15 protein-coding genes are annotated in these 15,681 nt (G+C 69.9%); 7 read left to right on the top strand and 8 right to left on the bottom strand.

The window, feature by feature from the left end:
• Window positions 1-89 precede the first annotated feature (89 nt).
• Genes folB through ACHBTE_RS28155 form a run of 3 tightly spaced genes read left to right on the top strand, consistent with a single transcriptional unit; the run spans window position 90 to window position 1,600 of the window.
• Complete coding sequence (folB, locus tag ACHBTE_RS28145) at window positions 90-449, top strand: dihydroneopterin aldolase (RefSeq protein ID WP_394727038.1); 360 nt, start codon at window positions 90-92, stop codon at window positions 447-449.
• Window positions 446-1,057: a 2-amino-4-hydroxy-6-hydroxymethyldihydropteridine diphosphokinase gene (gene folK, locus ACHBTE_RS28150; protein WP_394727040.1), complete on the top strand. Its 612-nt coding sequence runs from the start codon at window positions 446-448 to the stop codon at window positions 1,055-1,057. Before folB ends, folK begins: the two co-directional genes overlap by 4 nt.
• Window positions 1,058-1,111: 54 nt before the next feature.
• A complete protein-coding gene (locus tag ACHBTE_RS28155) occupies window positions 1,112-1,600 on the top strand; it encodes a DUF3180 domain-containing protein (protein ID WP_394727042.1) in 489 nt (162 codons plus the stop codon).
• Between the two features lie 28 nt (window positions 1,601-1,628).
• On the opposite strand, the gene folE is transcribed toward ACHBTE_RS28155, so the two are convergent.
• The 6 genes from folE to dacB all read right to left on the bottom strand — a co-directional run bounded on the left by folE (window position 1,629) and on the right by dacB (window position 9,545).
• On the bottom strand, window positions 1,629-2,234 hold the full coding sequence (gene folE / locus ACHBTE_RS28160; RefSeq protein ID WP_269641216.1) for a GTP cyclohydrolase I FolE: 606 nt from the start codon (window positions 2,232-2,234) through the stop codon (window positions 1,629-1,631).
• A gap of 142 nt (window positions 2,235-2,376) precedes the next feature.
• The gene (gene ftsH / locus ACHBTE_RS28165; RefSeq protein ID WP_394727108.1) at window positions 2,377-4,416 is read right to left on the bottom strand and encodes an ATP-dependent zinc metalloprotease FtsH; all 2,040 of its coding nucleotides are present in this window, start codon (window positions 4,414-4,416) and stop codon (window positions 2,377-2,379) included.
• Between the two features lie 243 nt (window positions 4,417-4,659).
• Window positions 4,660-5,220, bottom strand: a complete 561-nt coding sequence (gene hpt / locus ACHBTE_RS28170) for a hypoxanthine phosphoribosyltransferase (protein WP_394727110.1) — start codon at window positions 5,218-5,220, stop codon at window positions 4,660-4,662.
• A 71-nt stretch (window positions 5,221-5,291) separates the two neighbouring features.
• A complete protein-coding gene (gene tilS, locus ACHBTE_RS28175) occupies window positions 5,292-6,482 on the bottom strand; it encodes a tRNA lysidine(34) synthetase TilS (protein WP_394727045.1) in 1,191 nt (396 codons plus the stop codon).
• A gap of 211 nt (window positions 6,483-6,693) precedes the next feature.
• Window positions 6,694-7,818, bottom strand: coding sequence for a zinc-dependent metalloprotease (locus ACHBTE_RS28180; RefSeq protein ID WP_394727047.1), 1,125 nt, complete (start codon window positions 7,816-7,818; stop codon window positions 6,694-6,696).
• Window positions 7,819-7,928: 110 nt separating this feature from the next.
• Complete coding sequence (gene dacB / locus ACHBTE_RS28185) at window positions 7,929-9,545, bottom strand: D-alanyl-D-alanine carboxypeptidase/D-alanyl-D-alanine-endopeptidase (RefSeq protein WP_394727049.1); 1,617 nt, start codon at window positions 9,543-9,545, stop codon at window positions 7,929-7,931.
• Window positions 9,546-9,624: 79 nt separating this feature from the next.
• Between dacB and ACHBTE_RS28190 the strand changes: the two genes are divergently transcribed.
• A complete protein-coding gene (locus ACHBTE_RS28190) occupies window positions 9,625-10,116 on the top strand; it encodes an inorganic diphosphatase (RefSeq protein WP_015658794.1) in 492 nt (163 codons plus the stop codon).
• A gap of 115 nt (window positions 10,117-10,231) precedes the next feature.
• The gene (locus ACHBTE_RS28195; RefSeq protein WP_394727052.1) at window positions 10,232-11,866 is read left to right on the top strand and encodes a threonine/serine exporter ThrE family protein; all 1,635 of its coding nucleotides are present in this window, start codon (window positions 10,232-10,234) and stop codon (window positions 11,864-11,866) included.
• 55 nt (window positions 11,867-11,921) lie between these two features.
• On the opposite strand, the gene ACHBTE_RS28200 is transcribed toward ACHBTE_RS28195, so the two are convergent.
• Window positions 11,922-12,869 (bottom strand): DedA family protein, encoded by a 948-nt coding sequence (locus ACHBTE_RS28200; protein ID WP_394727054.1) that lies wholly within the window; start codon window positions 12,867-12,869, stop codon window positions 11,922-11,924.
• Window positions 12,870-13,002: 133 nt separating this feature from the next.
• On the opposite strand from ACHBTE_RS28200, the gene ACHBTE_RS28205 reads away from it, so the two are divergent.
• Window positions 13,003-13,368, top strand: coding sequence for a YbjQ family protein (locus ACHBTE_RS28205; RefSeq protein WP_394727056.1), 366 nt, complete (start codon window positions 13,003-13,005; stop codon window positions 13,366-13,368).
• Window positions 13,369-13,393: 25 nt separating this feature from the next.
• On the opposite strand, the gene ACHBTE_RS28210 is transcribed toward ACHBTE_RS28205, so the two are convergent.
• On the bottom strand, window positions 13,394-14,155 hold the full coding sequence (locus ACHBTE_RS28210) for a MerR family transcriptional regulator (RefSeq protein WP_394727058.1): 762 nt from the start codon (window positions 14,153-14,155) through the stop codon (window positions 13,394-13,396).
• A gap of 88 nt (window positions 14,156-14,243) precedes the next feature.
• Here ACHBTE_RS28210 and ACHBTE_RS28215 point away from each other — a divergent pair, with 88 nt between their 5' ends.
• Window positions 14,244-15,665: a glutamate decarboxylase gene (locus ACHBTE_RS28215; RefSeq protein WP_394727060.1), complete on the top strand. Its 1,422-nt coding sequence runs from the start codon at window positions 14,244-14,246 to the stop codon at window positions 15,663-15,665.
• The last annotated feature ends 16 nt before the right edge of the window (window positions 15,666-15,681 follow it).

Genomic DNA, 15,681 nt, shown 5'->3' on the forward strand with positions numbered 1-15,681 from the left:
AGTGCCCGCAGGTAGATTCGTTCGAGGCCGGTGTGCCGCCCGCACGCGGCACCGACCGGCCGTCACCGACGATTGCAGGAGTGATTCGCGTGGATCGTGTCGCGCTGCGCGGCCTCAAGGCCCGCGGGCACCACGGTGTGTTCCCCGAGGAACGTGAGAAGGGCCAGACCTTCGTCGTGGACCTCGTCCTGGGCCTGGACACCCGACCGGCCGCCGCCGACGACGACCTGGCGAAGACCGTGCACTACGGCATCGTGGCGGAGGAGGTCGTGGCCGTCGTCCAGGGCGAGCCCGTCGACCTCATCGAGACACTCGCCGAGCGCATCGCCCAGGCCTGTCTGAAGCACGAGGCGGTCAAGGAGGTCGAGGTCACCGTCCACAAACCGAACGCGCCGATCACGGTCCCCTTCGACGACGTGACCGTCACCATCACCCGGAGCCGAGTATGACTGCACCGTTCATCAAGGGCCCCAGCGACCCGACCGTACAGCCGGTACCCGCCTCCGTCGTCGACAAGGTCGACGCCGCCGACACCACCCTGCACAACCCCAAACGGGCCGTGATCTCCCTCGGCTCCAATCTGGGCAACCGCCTGGAGACCCTCCAGGGCGCCGTCGACGCGCTGGCGGACACCCCGGGCCTGCGCATCAAGGGCGTCTCCCCCGTCTACGAGACCGAGCCCTGGGGCGTCGAGCCGGGCACCCAGCCCTCCTACTTCAACGCGGTCGTGGTCCTCAAGACCACCCTCCCCCCTTCCTCGCTGCTGGAGCGGGCGCAGGCGGTCGAGGAAGCCTTCCACCGGGTACGGGACGAGCGCTGGGGGGCCCGCACCCTCGACGTCGACATCGTTTCCTACGCCGATGTGATCTCCGACGACCCGGTCCTCACCCTCCCCCACCCGCGCGCCCACGAGCGGGCGTTCGTCCTCGCCCCCTGGCACGACCTGGAGCCAGAGGCCCAGTTGCCGGGTCACGGCGCGGTCGCCGAACTGCTCGGCGCCCTCACCCGCGAGGGCGTGGAACCGCGGGCGGACCTGGAACTCCGGCTGCCCGAGTAGTCGTTAAGGTCAGGACGACACCGTCCGTCGGACCGGGGGAGCTGAAGGGGCACCGTGAGAGAGCTGCGCATCAGGATGCTGGCCGGCGTGTTCATCATCGCCGGAGTCCTGTCCTGGGCAGGCGCCCGCCTGTGGAACGCCGTCGGGACCCTGCCCAGCGTCCCCTTGGCCGCCCCCATCGTCCTCGCCCTGATCGCCGTGGTGCTGCTCGCCACGGCGATCTCGATCCGCGCCCGCCTCAAGGCCCAGCGCGAACGCCGCCCGGAGGCCAAGGGCGTCGACCCTCTGATGGCCGCCCGCGCGGTGGTCTTCGGCCATGCCAGCGCCCTGGTCGCCGCCCTCGTCGCCGGCATGTACGGCGGCACCGGCGTCTTCCTCCTGGAGTCCTTGGAGATCCCCGCCCGCCGCGACCAGGCCATCTACGCCGGCTTCTCGGTCCTGGCCGGCATCGCCGTCATAGCGGCAGCCATCTTCCTGGAGCGCGTCTGCAAGCTCCCTGAGGACGACGAGCACAACGGCGCGGGGGCGGCGCCGACGGCCTGACACCCGCCTAATTCGCGGTCCGCCCGGGTCAGCGCGCCAGTATCAGGCTCATCGCCTCGGCCCGGGTCGTGGCGTCCCGAAGCTGTCCACGCACCGCGGACGTGGTGGTCTTGGCGCCGGGCTTACGGATACCGCGCACCGACATGCACATGTGCTCGGCCTCGACGACGACGATCACGCCCCGGGCCTCAAGGATCTTCATCAGGGAGTCGGCGACCTGCGTGGTGAGTCGTTCCTGCACCTGAAGACGACGGGCGAACACCTCCACCAGCCGCGCAAGCTTGGAAAGACCCGTGATCTTTCCGCTTTCGGCCGGAATGTACCCGATATGAGCCACACCATGGAACGGCAGCATGTGGTGTTCGCACAGGCTCACGATCTCGATGTCCTTCACCAGGACCATCTCGTCGTGACCGATGTCGAACGTCGTCGTCAGGACGTCCTCGGGCTGCTGCGTATGCCCGGCGAGCAGCTCGCGATACGCCCGCGCCACCCGCGCCGGAGTCTCCCTGAGCCCCTCCCGGTCCGGGTCCTCGCCAACCGCGATCAGCAGCTCGCGTACGGCGTTCTCGGCGCGCTTCTCGTCGAACTCACCGATGCGGCCCTCGCCGTCCAGCGTCACGGGGTCGGTCATGTGGTGCCTCGTTCCTTTGCGGGTGGCGCGTATGGGTCACGCGTCTGAACTGCGGGCATGCGGAAATGCCGTGCCCCCCAGGCTAGAACCATGGGGGGCACGGCATCCATTCCGGGCCCGGTGAAGTCACCGGGCGGGGGCGTCAGCCCTCGGGACGCTCCTCGGGAGCGGGCTCGGTGGCCGGGGCGGGCTCCGCCACCGTCGACTTGGCGGTGGAGATCGCCGGAGTCGCGCCGTTGGCTCCGTTCGTCAGTGCGAGCTCCTTCGGGGAGAGCACCGGCGGACGGGTGGACGGCGTGCGGCGGGAGGAACCCGTCCAGGCGGGTCGCGGCGGGCGCTTGACGATGGGGGCGAAGACCTCGGCGATCTCCTCCTTGCCCAGCGTCTCCTTCTCCAGCAGCGCGAGGACGAGGTTGTCGAGGACGTCGCGGTTCTCGACCAGGATCTCCCAGGCCTCGTTGTGCGCGGTCTCGATGAGCTTCTTGACTTCCTCGTCCACCAGCGCGGCGACCTCTTCCGAGTAGTCACGCTGGTGAGCCATCTCACGTCCGAGGAACGGCTCGGTGTTGTCGCCGCCGAACTTGATGGCGCCCAGCCGCTCGGTCATGCCGTACTGGGTGACCATCGCCCGGGCCGTGGCCGTGGCCTTCTCGATGTCGTTCGCCGCGCCCGTGGTCGGGTCGTGGAAGACAAGCTCTTCGGCCGCGCGGCCGCCCAGCATGTAGGCCAGCTGGTCCAGCATCTCGTTGCGGGTCGTGGAGTACTTGTCCTCGTCCGGCAGGACCATCGTGTAGCCGAGGGCGCGGCCTCTCGACAGAATCGTGATCTTGTGGACCGGGTCGGAGTTCGGAGAGGCCGCCGCGACCAGGGCGTGTCCGCCCTCGTGGTACGCGGTGATCTTCTTTTCCTTGTCCGACATGATCCGGGTCCGCTTCTGCGGGCCCGCCACGACGCGGTCGATGGCCTCGTCCAGCATCTGGTTGTCGATCAGCTTCTTGTCGGAGCGCGCGGTGAGCAGGGCGGCCTCGTTGAGGACGTTGCTCAGGTCCGCGCCGGTGAAGCCGGGCGTGCGACGGGCGACCGCCGACAGATCGACGTCCGGGGCGACCGGCTTGCCCTTCTGGTGGACCTTGAGGATCTCCAGACGGCCCTGCATGTCCGGGCGGTCGACCGCGATCTGGCGGTCGAAGCGGCCGGGGCGCAGCAGAGCCGGGTCGAGGATGTCGGGCCGGTTCGTCGCGGCGATGAGGATCACGCCGCCCTTGACGTCGAAGCCGTCCATCTCGACGAGCAGCTGGTTGAGCGTCTGCTCACGCTCGTCGTGACCGCCGCCGAGGCCGGCGCCGCGGTGGCGGCCGACCGCGTCGATCTCGTCGACGAAGACGATCGCCGGGGCGTTCGCCTTGGCCTGCTCGAAGAGGTCACGGACTCGGGAGGCACCGACACCGACGAACATCTCGACGAAGTCGGAACCGGAGATCGAGTAGAAGGGGACGCCCGCCTCGCCGGCGACGGCGCGCGCGAGGAGCGTCTTACCGGTGCCGGGAGGCCCATAGAGCAGTACGCCCTTGGGGATCTTGGCGCCGACGGCCTGGAACTTGGCCGGCTCCTGGAGGAACTCCTTGATCTCGTGGAGCTCTTCGACGGCCTCGTCGGATCCGGCGACGTCGGAGAACGTCGTCTTCGGGGTGTCCTTGGTGATGAGCTTCGCCTTGGACTTGCCGAAGTTCATGACCCGGGAGCCGCCGCCCTGCATCTGATTCATCAGGAACAGGAACACGACCACGATGAGAACGAAGGGGAGCAGGGAGAGCAGGATGCCGACGAACGGGTTCTGCTTCGACGGCGAGACGGTGTAGCCGTCCGGGATCTGCTCCTGCTGGTACTTGTTCTGCAGCGTGTTGGCGATGTCGACGCCCTGGTCGCCGATGTAGCTCGCCTGGATCTTGGTGCTGCCCTCGACCTTTTGGCCGTCCTTGAGCTGGACCTTGATGATCGACTCATCGCCGGTGGTGAGTTTGGCCGACTCGACCTTGTTCTCGTTGATCGCCTGGACGACCTGGCCGGTGTCCACCGTCTTGTAGCCGCCGGACGAGCCGACGACCTGCATCAACACGACCACGGCAAGGACGGCCAGCACGATCCACATGACCGGCCCACGGAAGTATCGCTTCACGTCCATCCATACGGAGCGGTGCCGCCCCGTCCCTCCTGCCATAGTGAGTTTGATAAGACAGTTCTTCTGACGGTACCCCAGCTTCGACGCCCGTAGCCGCACGGGCGGGCCGCCAAGCCCGTCTGCATGCTCCAACGCCGCGGGCCCCGCCGGGGTTCCCGATCTTCGTACGGGCTTGGGCCCTTCGGGTCCGGTTGCCCCGGACCGTCGGGATCAGCCGCCGTACTCAGCCGCCGTTCACGCCCGGACTCAGCCGCCGTACACGTGGGGCGCGAGCGTACCGACGAACGGGAGGTTGCGGTATTTCTCGGCGTAGTCGAGGCCGTAGCCGACGACGAACTCATTGGGGATGTCGAAGCCGACCCACTCGACGTCGATGGCGACCTTGGCGGCGTCCGGCTTGCGCAGCAGTGTGCACACCTTCAGCGACTCGGGCTCGCGCGAGCCGAGGTTGGACAGCAGCCAGGACAGCGTCAGACCGGAGTCGATGATGTCCTCGACGATGAGGACGTGCTTGCCCTTGATGTCGGTGTCGAGGTCCTTCAGGATCCGGACGACACCGGAGGACTGGGTGCCCGCGCCGTAGGAGGACACGGCCATCCAGTCCATGGTGACGGGGGTGGACAGCGACCGGGCGAGGTCGGCCATGACCATCACCGCGCCCTTGAGGACGCCGACGATGAGCAGGTCCTTGCCCTCGTACTCCGCGTCGATCTTCGCGGCCAGCTCGGCCAGCTTCGCGTCGATCTCTTCCTTGGTGATGAGCACCTGCTTGAGGTCGGCACCCATGTCTTTCGCGTCCACCCGCATCACTTTCGGTCGGTCGTCCCGCACTGATCGGCTCGCCGGCCCCTCCCTCAGGTCTTCGGAGGGGTCGGGAATCAGCCTTGCCGAATCACCAGTCTGCCACCCTGACGCCGGGCGACGACTTTGCCCGGGAGATTGATGGCTCCCTGGCCGCGCCAGCCGGTGATCAGGCGGTCGACTTCCTCGATGTGACGGGCGAAGAGCGCGCCGGCCGGCGCCCCGGCCTCGATGGCGGCGCGGCGCAGGACACGGCGGCGCACGGCGGGCGGCAGCGCGTACAGCTTGGCGCACTCCAGGAGGCCGGTCGCGTCGCGTACGGCGGCCTCGGCCTGGCCGGCCCAGGCGTCGAGGGCGTCGGCGTCGTCGCGGGAGAGCTGGGCGGTGCGGGCCAGGGCCTCCACGACGCCCTTGCCGAGCGCCTTCTCCAGCGCGGGCAGGCCCTCGTGGCGCAGGCGGGAGCGGGTGTAGGCGGGGTCCGCGTTGTGAGGGTCGTCCCAGACCGGCAGGGACTGGACCATGCAGGCCTTGCGGGCGGTCTGCCGGTCGAGCCCGAGGAAGGGCCGGCGGTAACGGCCGGCGGCCCCCGAGGCCGCGGCCATTCCGGACAGGGAGCGGATGCCCGAGCCGCGGGCGAGGCCGAGGAGGACGGTCTCGGCCTGGTCGTCGCGGGTGTGGCCGAGGAGGACGGCGAGGGCGCCGTGGCGTTCGGCGGCGGCGTCGAGGGCGGCGTAGCGGGCGTCGCGGGCGGCGGCTTCGGGTCCGCCCGCGCGGCCGACGGTGACGGCGATGGACTCGGCCGGGTCGAGGCCGAGTTCGCGCAGCCGCAGGACGACTTCCTCGGCGCGCAGGTCGGAGCCGGCCTGGAGACCGTGGTCGACGGTGATGCCGCCGGCGCGGATGCCGAGTTTGGGGGCTTCGAAGGCGAGCGCCGAGGCGAGGGCCATGGAGTCGGCGCCGCCTGAGCATGCGACGAGCACGAGCGGGGAGGGGGTTCGCTCGTGCGGTGCGGTGCTCGGGGGCTGCTGCGCGGTGGCGCGGCGGGGGGTGTGCGACGGCTCGCGCGCCGCGCTGTCGTGCGCGGCCGGGGCGCGGGCGGGGTCGTACGTTGCCGGGGTGGTCAGGCCGATGCCCGGGGTGGCGTACGAGGCCGCGCGGGGGTTGCCGGGCGCGGTGGCCTCGGTGATGCGGCTGTGTTGATTGAGGATGTCATGGAGGACGCGGCGTACCGCCAGGCGTATCGCCGCGACCGCAGGATGGGGACCCATGTCCGGTTCCCTTCATGAAATTGTCGGGGGGTGAGCCCGAGCTCGGTCACTCAGAGTGTGTAGATGGTGACAGAACCGGGCCGTTCCCCGAGCATTGCACGCCTACCCATGGCTCACGGTCCCTCGGACGGGTGATTGGAGGGGCGTTCGCCTGCCGTCGGCCGGAATCGGTTCACGACCGTCGTATGAGATGCACAACTCCCGGCGGGTTTCACGACTCCGCCTTGCGGTGCACCCGCGCGATCCAGTCCGCCGGTTTGGCGATCTCCGCCTTGGTGGGGAGGGTGTTGGGAGACGTCCACACGCGGTTGAAGCCGTCCATACCGACCTGGTCCACGACGGCTCGTACGAAGCGTTCGCCGTCGCGGTACTGGCGGAGTTTGGCGTCCAGGCCGAGCAGCTTGCGCAGGGCCATGTCCAGTCGGGAGGCGCCTTTGGCGCGGCGCTGCTGGAACTTCTCGCGGATCTCCGCGACGGTCGGCACGACCTGGGGGCCGACGCCGTCCATGACGTAGTCGGCGTGGCCCTCCAGGAGGGACATCACCGCGGTGAGGCGGCCGAGGATCTCGCGCTGGGCCGGGGTCTGCACCAGTTCGACGAAGGAGCGACCGCCGTCGTCCTCCTCGGCCTCGGGGCGACCGCCGGCGAGGGACTGGGCGGCTTCGCGGATGCGTTCGAGGAAGGTCGCGGGGTCGACGTCGGTCTCCCCCAAGAAAGACTGGATTTCGCCCTCGAGGTGGTCACGCAGCCAGGGCACCGAGCTGAACTGCGTGCGGTGGGTCTCCTCGTGCAGACAGACCCACAGCCGGAAGTCGTGCGGCTGTACGTCGAGTTCGCGCTCGACGTGGACGATGTTCGGCGCGACCAGCAGGAGTCGGCCGCCGCCGTGCTCGCCCGCCGGGAGCTCACGGGTGGCGGGGGCGAAGGTCTCGTACTGGCCGAGGACCCGGGAGGCGAGGAAGGACAGCAGCATGCCGAGCTCGACACCGGTGACCTTGCCGCCGACGGCGCCGAGGACCGCGCCGCCGGTGCTGCCGCTGCGTCGTTCCTGCATCTTCTCGAGCAGAGGCTTGAGGATCTCGCGGAACCCGGCGACGTTCGCCCGCACCCAGCCGGGGCGGTCGACGACGAGGACGGGGGTGTCGTGGATGTCCTCCGTGCCCATACGAGTGAAGCCCCGGACGTGTTCCTCCGAGGCCTTCGCGTGTCGGCGCAGCTCGGCGACGACGGCCCGGGCCTCGTCGCGGCTCACCTCCGGGCCCGGCCGCACGAGCCGGGTCGCGGTCGCCACCGCGAGATTCCAGTCGACCATCTCGGCACCACCGATGCTCGTCATGTGTCAACCGTACGTGAGCGGTCCCACTTGGGGCAGGCCATGGGGGTTGGCGGGGCTGACGGACGGTTTGGGGCGGAACGGCTGGCCGCGGCGGCGCGGGTGAGGCTAGGTCAGCGGCAGCCGCAGGACGCCAGTGCCGCCACGGCCTTGTCCAGGGCCGACTGGGCCGCCCCGGGGTCGGTCGTGTCGGTGGCCAGGAAGGCGAAGGACAGCAGGTGGCCGTCCTGGTCGACGAGGGTGCCGGCCAGCGAGTTCACGCCGGTCAGGGTGCCGGTCTTGGCGCGTACGACGCCTGCGGGGCCGTCGGAGTAGCGCCCGCTCAGGGTGCCGGTGAAGCCGGCCACGGGGAGACCGGTGAGGGTGGGGCGGAGTTCGGGGTGGGCGGGATCGGCGGCCTTGGCCAGGAGGGTGGCGAGCAGGCTCGCGGTGAGCTTGTCGGAGCGGTCGAGGCCGCTGCCGTCCTTGATGTCGACGCCGGACACGGGCAGTCCGAGCTTCTTCAGCCGGGCCTCGATCGCCGCTGAGGCGCCACGGAAGTCGGGGCGCTTGCCGCTCGCCACGGCTGTATGGCGGGCCAGAGCCTCGGCGATGTCGTTGTCGCTGTTGGTGAGCATGCGCTCGACCAGGGTGGAGAGCGGGGGCGAGGAGACCTCGGCGAGGGCCTCGGCGCGGTCCGTGGCCTTGGAGGGGCCGGGGGATGTCGTCTTGATGCCGTGGTCGGCGAGGAAGGACGCGAACCGGATCGCCGCGTCCTTCGCCGGGTCCGCGACGCGGGGGGCCGGCCCCCGCGTGGAGTCGTCCGTGCGGGCTTCGTCGGCCATCAGGGCGGTGACCGGGGCGAGGTTGTCGTTCACCCCGATGGGGTGCCGTCCGGGGCCCGCGTAGAGCGTGGTGTCGTAGGAGAGGGTGACCTCGCGCATGTCGCGCTTCTTCAGCGCCTCGGCGGTGTCGTCGGCCAGTTCGCGCAGGCTCGCCCAGCCCTTGGCCTCCTCGCGTGCGGTCAGGGTGGGGTCGCCGCCGCCGACTAGGACCAGTTCGTCCGTGTCGGGTTCCAGGGCGGTGCGGGTCGTGAGGCGGTGGTCGGGGCCGAGGGCGGTCAGGGCCGCCGCGGCGGTGGCGATCTTGGTGGTGGAGGCGGGGGTGAGGGATTCGGTGGCTCCGACGCCGTACAGGCGCCGGCCGGTGGACACGTCCACGACCGCCGCCGCACCGCGGGTGCCGAGCTGCGGGACGTCCAGGAGCGGATCCAGGACGTCGGCGAGTGCTTTGCGGTCGGGGAGCGACCGCACGGTGCCGACGCCGCCGCCGAGGCCGGTGAGGACGGAGGGTGCGCTGGGGGCGGGGCGGGGGCCCTCGGCCGTGTCGGGTGCGCGACCGTGATCTGTGCCACCCGTGCGCTCCTTGGCGGCCACCCAGTCCCGCTCGGCCGTACGCTGACCGGTGGAGTCCCAGGGGCCGGCGGCGGTCACCACCCCGGCGGCCAGCGCCAGTCCGGCGGTGGCGGCGCCCGCGGTGTACTGCCAGGTCGTCGGCCTGCCGGTCCGCGCGGCCTGCGGGGTGACGGCTCGCGCGAGCCGGGCGACCCGCGGTTTCGCGGCCGTCGCGGCACGTGCGAGACGGGGGCGTGCGGCGTCCGCGGCCTGTGCCAGACGCGGTCGTACCGCGCTCGCGGCCCGCGTCACCTGCGCTCTCGCGGCTTGCCAAGACCTCAGCTTGGGCACGGCCACCAGCCCCTTTCGCGATCACACACCTGCGTGAGGGACACTTAACCACCAGAACTATGTGTTGATCATGGAGGAGCCACCGGTGGAGTTCGACGTCACGATCGAGATTCCGAAGGGTTCGCGGAACAAGTACGAGGTGGACCACGAGACCGGCCGGATCCGCCTGGACCGTCGACTCTTCACCTCGACCGCCTACCCGACCGACTACGGCTTCGTCGAGAACACCCTCGGCGAGGACGGCGACCCGCTGGACGCGCTGGTCATCCTGGACGAGCCGACCTTCCCGGGCTGCCTCATCAAGTGCCGCGCGATCGGCATGTTCCGGATGACGGACGAGGCCGGCGGCGACGACAAGCTGCTGTGCGTGCCGGCGACGGACCCGCGCCAGGAGCACCTGCGTGACATCCACCACGTGTCCGAGTTCGACCGCCTGGAGATCCAGCACTTCTTCGAGGTGTACAAGGACCTGGAGCCCGGCAAGTCCGTCGAAGGCGCCGACTGGGTGGGCCGCACGGAGGCCGAGGCCGAGATCGAGCGGTCCTACAAGCGTTTCAAGGACCAGGGCGGCCACTGAGGCACCAGTTGCTTTCAGCATGTGAACGGGCTGCACGCGTGCGCGTGCGGCCCGTTCGTGTGTCTGTGCGCATACTGAGTGCGGCAGGAGGTGTCGTACAAGGAGTGCTACGCACGTGACGGACGCGGAGGACCGCAAACCGCAGTCGGACGAGGCAAGGATGGCGTTCACCCCGCCGGCCGGCATCGAGGTGGTGGACAGCGAGTCGGAGACCACGTCGGAGTTCGCCCTCCCCCGGGGGCTCGACGTATTGCAGCCGCCGGTCCAGGAACCGGAGGGGTCGGCGTTCAGCGCGCCGCGCGGATACGGGGTGGAGGACGCGCCACCGGCCTTCACACCCGCCGGTGGCATACCGCGGATAAGTCTGACCAAGGACCTGCCGTGGCAGGACCGGATGCGCACGATGCTGCGGATGCCGGTGACCGAGCGGCCGGCGCCGGAGCGGGTGCCGAAGGCCGAGGAGGAGGAAGGCCCGGCCGTCCCGCGCGTGCTCGACCTGACGCTGCGTATCGGCGAGCTGCTGCTGGCGGGCGGTGAGGGCGCGGAGGACGTGGAGGCGGCGATGTTCGCGGTCTGCCGCTCCTACGGGCTGGACCGCTGCGAGCCGAACGTCACCTTCACCCTGCTGTCCATCTCGTATCAGCCGTCGCTGGTGGACGACCCCGTGACAGCCTCGCGTACGGTGCGGCGGCGGGGCACCGACTACACGCGGCTGGCCGCCGTGTACCAGCTCGTGGACGACCTCAGCGAGTCGGAGAGCCACATCTCCCTGGAGGAGGCCTACCGGCGGCTCGCGGAGATCCGCCGTAACCGGCACCCGTACCCGACATGGGTGCTGACCGGGGCGAGCGGGCTGCTCGCGGGGGCGGCCTCCGTGCTGGTCGGCGGTGATCTGGTCGTGTTCGTCGCGGCCATGCTGGGCGCGATGCTGGGCGACCGGCTGGCGTGGCTGTGCGCGGGCCGGGGGCTGCCGGAGTTCTACCAGTTCACGGTGGCCGCGATGCCCCCGGCCGCGATAGGGGTGGCGCTGACGCTCGCGCACGTCGATGTGAAGGCGTCCGCGGTCATCACCGGTGGGCTGTTCGCGCTGCTGCCGGGGCGGGCGCTGGTGGCGGGGGTGCAGGACGGGCTGACCGGCTTCTACATCACCGCGTCCGCTCGTCTGCTGGAGGTCATGTACTTCTTCGTCGGCATCGTCGTCGGTGTGCTGGTGATCCTGTACTTCGGGGTGAACCTGGGCGCCAAGCTCAGCCCGGACGCGGCACTGCACATCTCCGAGCGGCCGTACTGGCAGATCGGCGCGTCGATGCTGCTGTCGCTGACGTTCGCGGTGCTGTTGCAGCAGGAACGATCCACCGTGCTCGCCGTGACCCTCAACGGGGGCGTCGCCTGGGTGGTGTACGGCGCGATGCACTATGCCGGGGAGTTCTCGCCCGTTGCCTCCACGGCTGTCGCGGCGGGGCTGGTGGGTCTGTTCGGGCAGCTGATGGCGCGCTACCGGTTCGCTTCGGCGCTGCCGTACACGACCGCCGCGATCGGCCCGCTTCTGCCGGGTTCGGCCACGTACTTCGGGCTGTTGTCGATCGCGCAGAACAAGGTCGACGCCGGGCTGGTCTCCCTGGCCACGGCGGCTTCCCTGGCCATGGCCATCGCCATCGGCGTGAACCTCGGGGCGGAGATCTCCCGGATGTTCCTGCACATCGGGTCGCCGGAGAAGCGGCGGGCCGCCAAGCGGACGCGGGGTTTCTGACGCGGGATCTTCCGGCGCCGGCTGCCCACGGGCTCGGGGCCCGCCCCTGGGGTGGTCAGTAACCCTGGTTCGGCGGGTACTGCTGGTTCTGGTGGCTCTGCTGGTGCTGCTGGTGCTGCCCGCCGTAGCCCTGCGGGTACTGCTGCGCGTACGGCTCCTGCGGGGGCTGCTGGCCGTAGTGCTGCTGGTCGTAGCCGTACTGCTGGTCGTAACCGTACTGCTGTCCGCCGCCCTGGTCGCCGTAGTGATGGGCCTGGTTGCCGTGCTGCTGGGGCTGGTCGTCGGAGGGGATGCGGCGCAGCTGGGTCGTCGCATCGTCCATGCGCGGGGCCTGCTGGGTCCGGGCCGCCTGGGCCTCGGCCGCCGGGGACTCGGCCGCCGCGCGCTTCTTCTTGGCGCGCTCGCGCAGGTACTCGACGATGATCGGGACCACGGAGACGAAGACGATCAGGACGAGGATCGCCTCGACGTTCTTCTTGATGAACCCGATCTGGCCGAGCCAGTAACCGGCCAGGGTGACGCCGCAGCCCCAGGCGATGCCGCCGATGACGTTGTACGTGAGAAAGGTGCGGTACTTCATGCGGCCGGCGCCCGCCACGATGGGGGCGAAGGTGCGCACGATCGGCACGAAGCGGGCCAGCACGATCGCCTTGGGCCCGTACTTCTCCATGAACTCGTGTGCTTTCTCCAGGTTCTCCTGTTTGAAGAGCTTGGAGTTGGGGCGGTTGAACAGCTTCGGGCCGAAGAACTTGCCGATCATGTAGCCGACCTGGTCACCGATGACGGCGGCCAGGACGATCAGCGTGCAGACCAGCCACAGGGGCTGGGTGATGTAGTTCCCCTCGGCCACGAACAGGCCCGCGGTGAAGAGCAGGGAGTCACCGGGCAGGAACGCGAAGAGGCCGGACTCGGCGAAGACGATCAGCAGGATGCCGGGCAGGCTGAAGGTCTCGATCAGATAGTCCGGGCTGAGCCACTCGGGGCCGAGCGCAAGCGTGGTCACGGGATGTGGCTCCTGCTGGTGGGGGCGGACGGGGTGCAGCTGGCTGCTCAATTATCAACGCTGCACCGGCCGCCCAGGTTCCATGGACCCCCTCAGGATGCACTGTGCCCCCGCTGCGACAAAGCTGTGATTCATGGGCATCGAAGAGTACGGCGGCGGGCAGGGGCCCCAGCCCGACGTCCTTGTAGTGACCACGAACGACGTGCCCGGCTACCGCGTCAGCGAAGTCCTCGGTGAGGTCTTCGGACTGACGGTGCGGTCCCGGCACGTCGGCAGTCAGATCGGCGCCGGTCTGAAGTCGCTGGTCGGCGGTGAGCTCAAGGGGCTCACCAAGACCCTGGTGGAGACCCGCACCCAGGCCATGGACCGGCTTGTCGAGCAGGCACGCGCGCGTGGCGCGAATGCCGTGCTGATGTTCCGGTTCGATGTGACGGAGGCCGCCGACGTGGGCACCGAGGTGTGCGCCTACGGGACCGCGGTGGTCCTGGCCCGGGAGTGACCCGTACGGGGTCCCGGGCCAGGTGTCAGGAGGTGTGCCGGGCGGCGTTGGCGAGAATCGCTTCCTTCATGTAGGCCGCGAGGCCCGGCTTGGCCTGGTCGATGTTGCGGGTGAAACGCTCGTCGGCGACGTACATCTCGCCGAGACAGGTGTGCATCTCGTACCCGCAGTCATAGTGGTTGCGGGAGATCCCCTGGCGGTGCTCCTCGGCGGCGTCCATCGCCGCTTCGCAGTCCGCCGGCTCGCCCGCCTCCATGAGGGCGACGAAACGCCGGCCGAGCTCGTCGGCCTCGCGCTGGATCCGCAGCCAGTCCTCCTTGGTGTAGGAGGCGGCGCGCTCCTGTGACTGGCGGTAGGCGTCGGAGCCGCCCCAGCGCTCGTTCACCTCCTCCTCGTACTGGTCCGGGTCGAAGTCCCCGAACACCTCGAACTTCTCCTCCGGCGTGAGGTTGATCCCCATCTTGCGTGCCTCCATGGCGTTCTCCACGGCCGCCGCCATCTTCTGGAGCTTCTCGATCCGGGCGGTCAGCAGCTGGTGCTGCCGGCGCAGATGCGCGCGCGGGTCCGCGTCCGGGTCGTCGAGCAGGGCTGCGACCTCTTCGAGCGGGAAGCCGAGCTCACGGTAGAACAGGATCTGCTGAAGCCGGTCGAGGTCGCCGTCGCTGTAGCGCCGGTGCCCCGCGTGGCTGCGCGCGCTGGGCGCGAGCAGGCCGATGTCGTCGTAGTGGTGCAGCGTGCGCACCGTCACACCGGCAAAGCCCGCGACCTGTCCCACGGAGTAGCTCACTTCCGCTCCCTTCTCGGTACGCCCTCCACGGTGGGCCCTCACGTGGCGTGAGGTGCAAGTCGGGCGGGACGGATCTACCGTCGTATGCATGCCACTGCATCGCGGCGACAGCAAAGCGCCGGACGACGAGGGCGACCGGGGCAGGCTCGCCGTCAACCCCTTCTACGGCGAGGCGAACCCGGCCGTCAGCATGACCAAGGCCCCTCCCCGGCACCGGATGCCCCGCGCTCCCCTGCCACCGTCGACGGCGTACCAGCTGGTCCACGACGAGCTGATGCTGGACGGCAACTCCCGGCTGAACCTGGCCACCTTCGTCACCACCTGGATGGAACCACAGGCCCGGGTGCTGATGGCGGAGTGCCGGGACAAGAACATGATCGACAAGGACGAGTACCCGCGCACCGCGGAGCTGGAACGGCGCTGTGTGTCGATGCTCGCCAACCTGTGGAACGCGCCCGACCCCTCGGTGGCCGTGGGCTGCTCCACCACCGGCTCCAGCGAGGCGTGCATGCTCGCCGGGATGGCGCTCAAGCGCCGGTGGGCGCAGCGCAACGCGGACCGGTACCCCGGTGCGCGCCCCAATCTGGTGATGGGCGTCAATGTTCAGGTCTGCTGGGAGAAGTTCTGCAACTTCTGGGAGGTGGAGGCCCGGCAGGTGCCCATGGAGGGCGAGCGGTTCCATCTCGACCCGCAGGCGGCGGCCGAGCTGTGCGACGAGAACACCATCGGGGTCGTCGCGATCCTCGGCTCCACCTTCGACGGGTCCTACGAGCCGGTCGAGGAGCTGTGCGCCGCCCTCGACGCCCTCCAGGAGCGGACCGGACTCGACGTCCCGGTGCACGTCGACGGGGCGTCCGGCGCCATGGTCGCGCCCTTCCTGGACGAGGACCTGGTGTGGGACTTCAGGCTGCCCAGGGTGGCCTCCATCAACACCTCGGGGCACAAGTACGGGCTCGTCTACCCGGGGGTCGGCTGGGCGCTGTGGCGGGATCAGGAGGCCCTGCCCGAGGAGCTGGTGTTCCGCGTGAACTATCTGGGCGGGGACATGCCCACCTTCGCGCTGAACTTCTCCCGTCCGGGCGCACAGGTCGTGGCGCAGTACTACACCTTCCTGCGGCTGGGCCGGGAGGGGTACCGGGCGGTGCAGCAGGCGGCCCGGGACGTGGCGGGCAAGGCCGCCAAGGCGGTGGCGGAGTTCGGTGACTTCCGGCTGCTGACCCAGGGCGACGAGCTGCCGGTCTTCGCGTTCACGACCGCGCCGGACGTGCGGGCGTTCGATGTGTTCGACGTCTCGCGGCGGATGCGCGAGAGGGGCTGGCTGGTCCCGGCGTACACCTTTCCGGAGAACCGTCAGGACCTGTCCGTGCTGAGGGTGGTCTGCCGCAACGGGTTCTCCGAGGACCTCGCCGAGCTGTTCGTGGAGGACCTGGGCGGGCTGCTGCCGGAGCTGCGCCGGCAGCCGCACCCCCTGACCCAGGACAAGGGCGCGGCCACCGGCTTCCATCACTGAGCGGTGCTGCGGTCCG

Source organism: Streptomyces sp. M41 (assembly GCF_043673425.1).
Classification (GTDB): Bacteria; Actinomycetota; Actinomycetes; order Streptomycetales; family Streptomycetaceae; genus Streptomyces.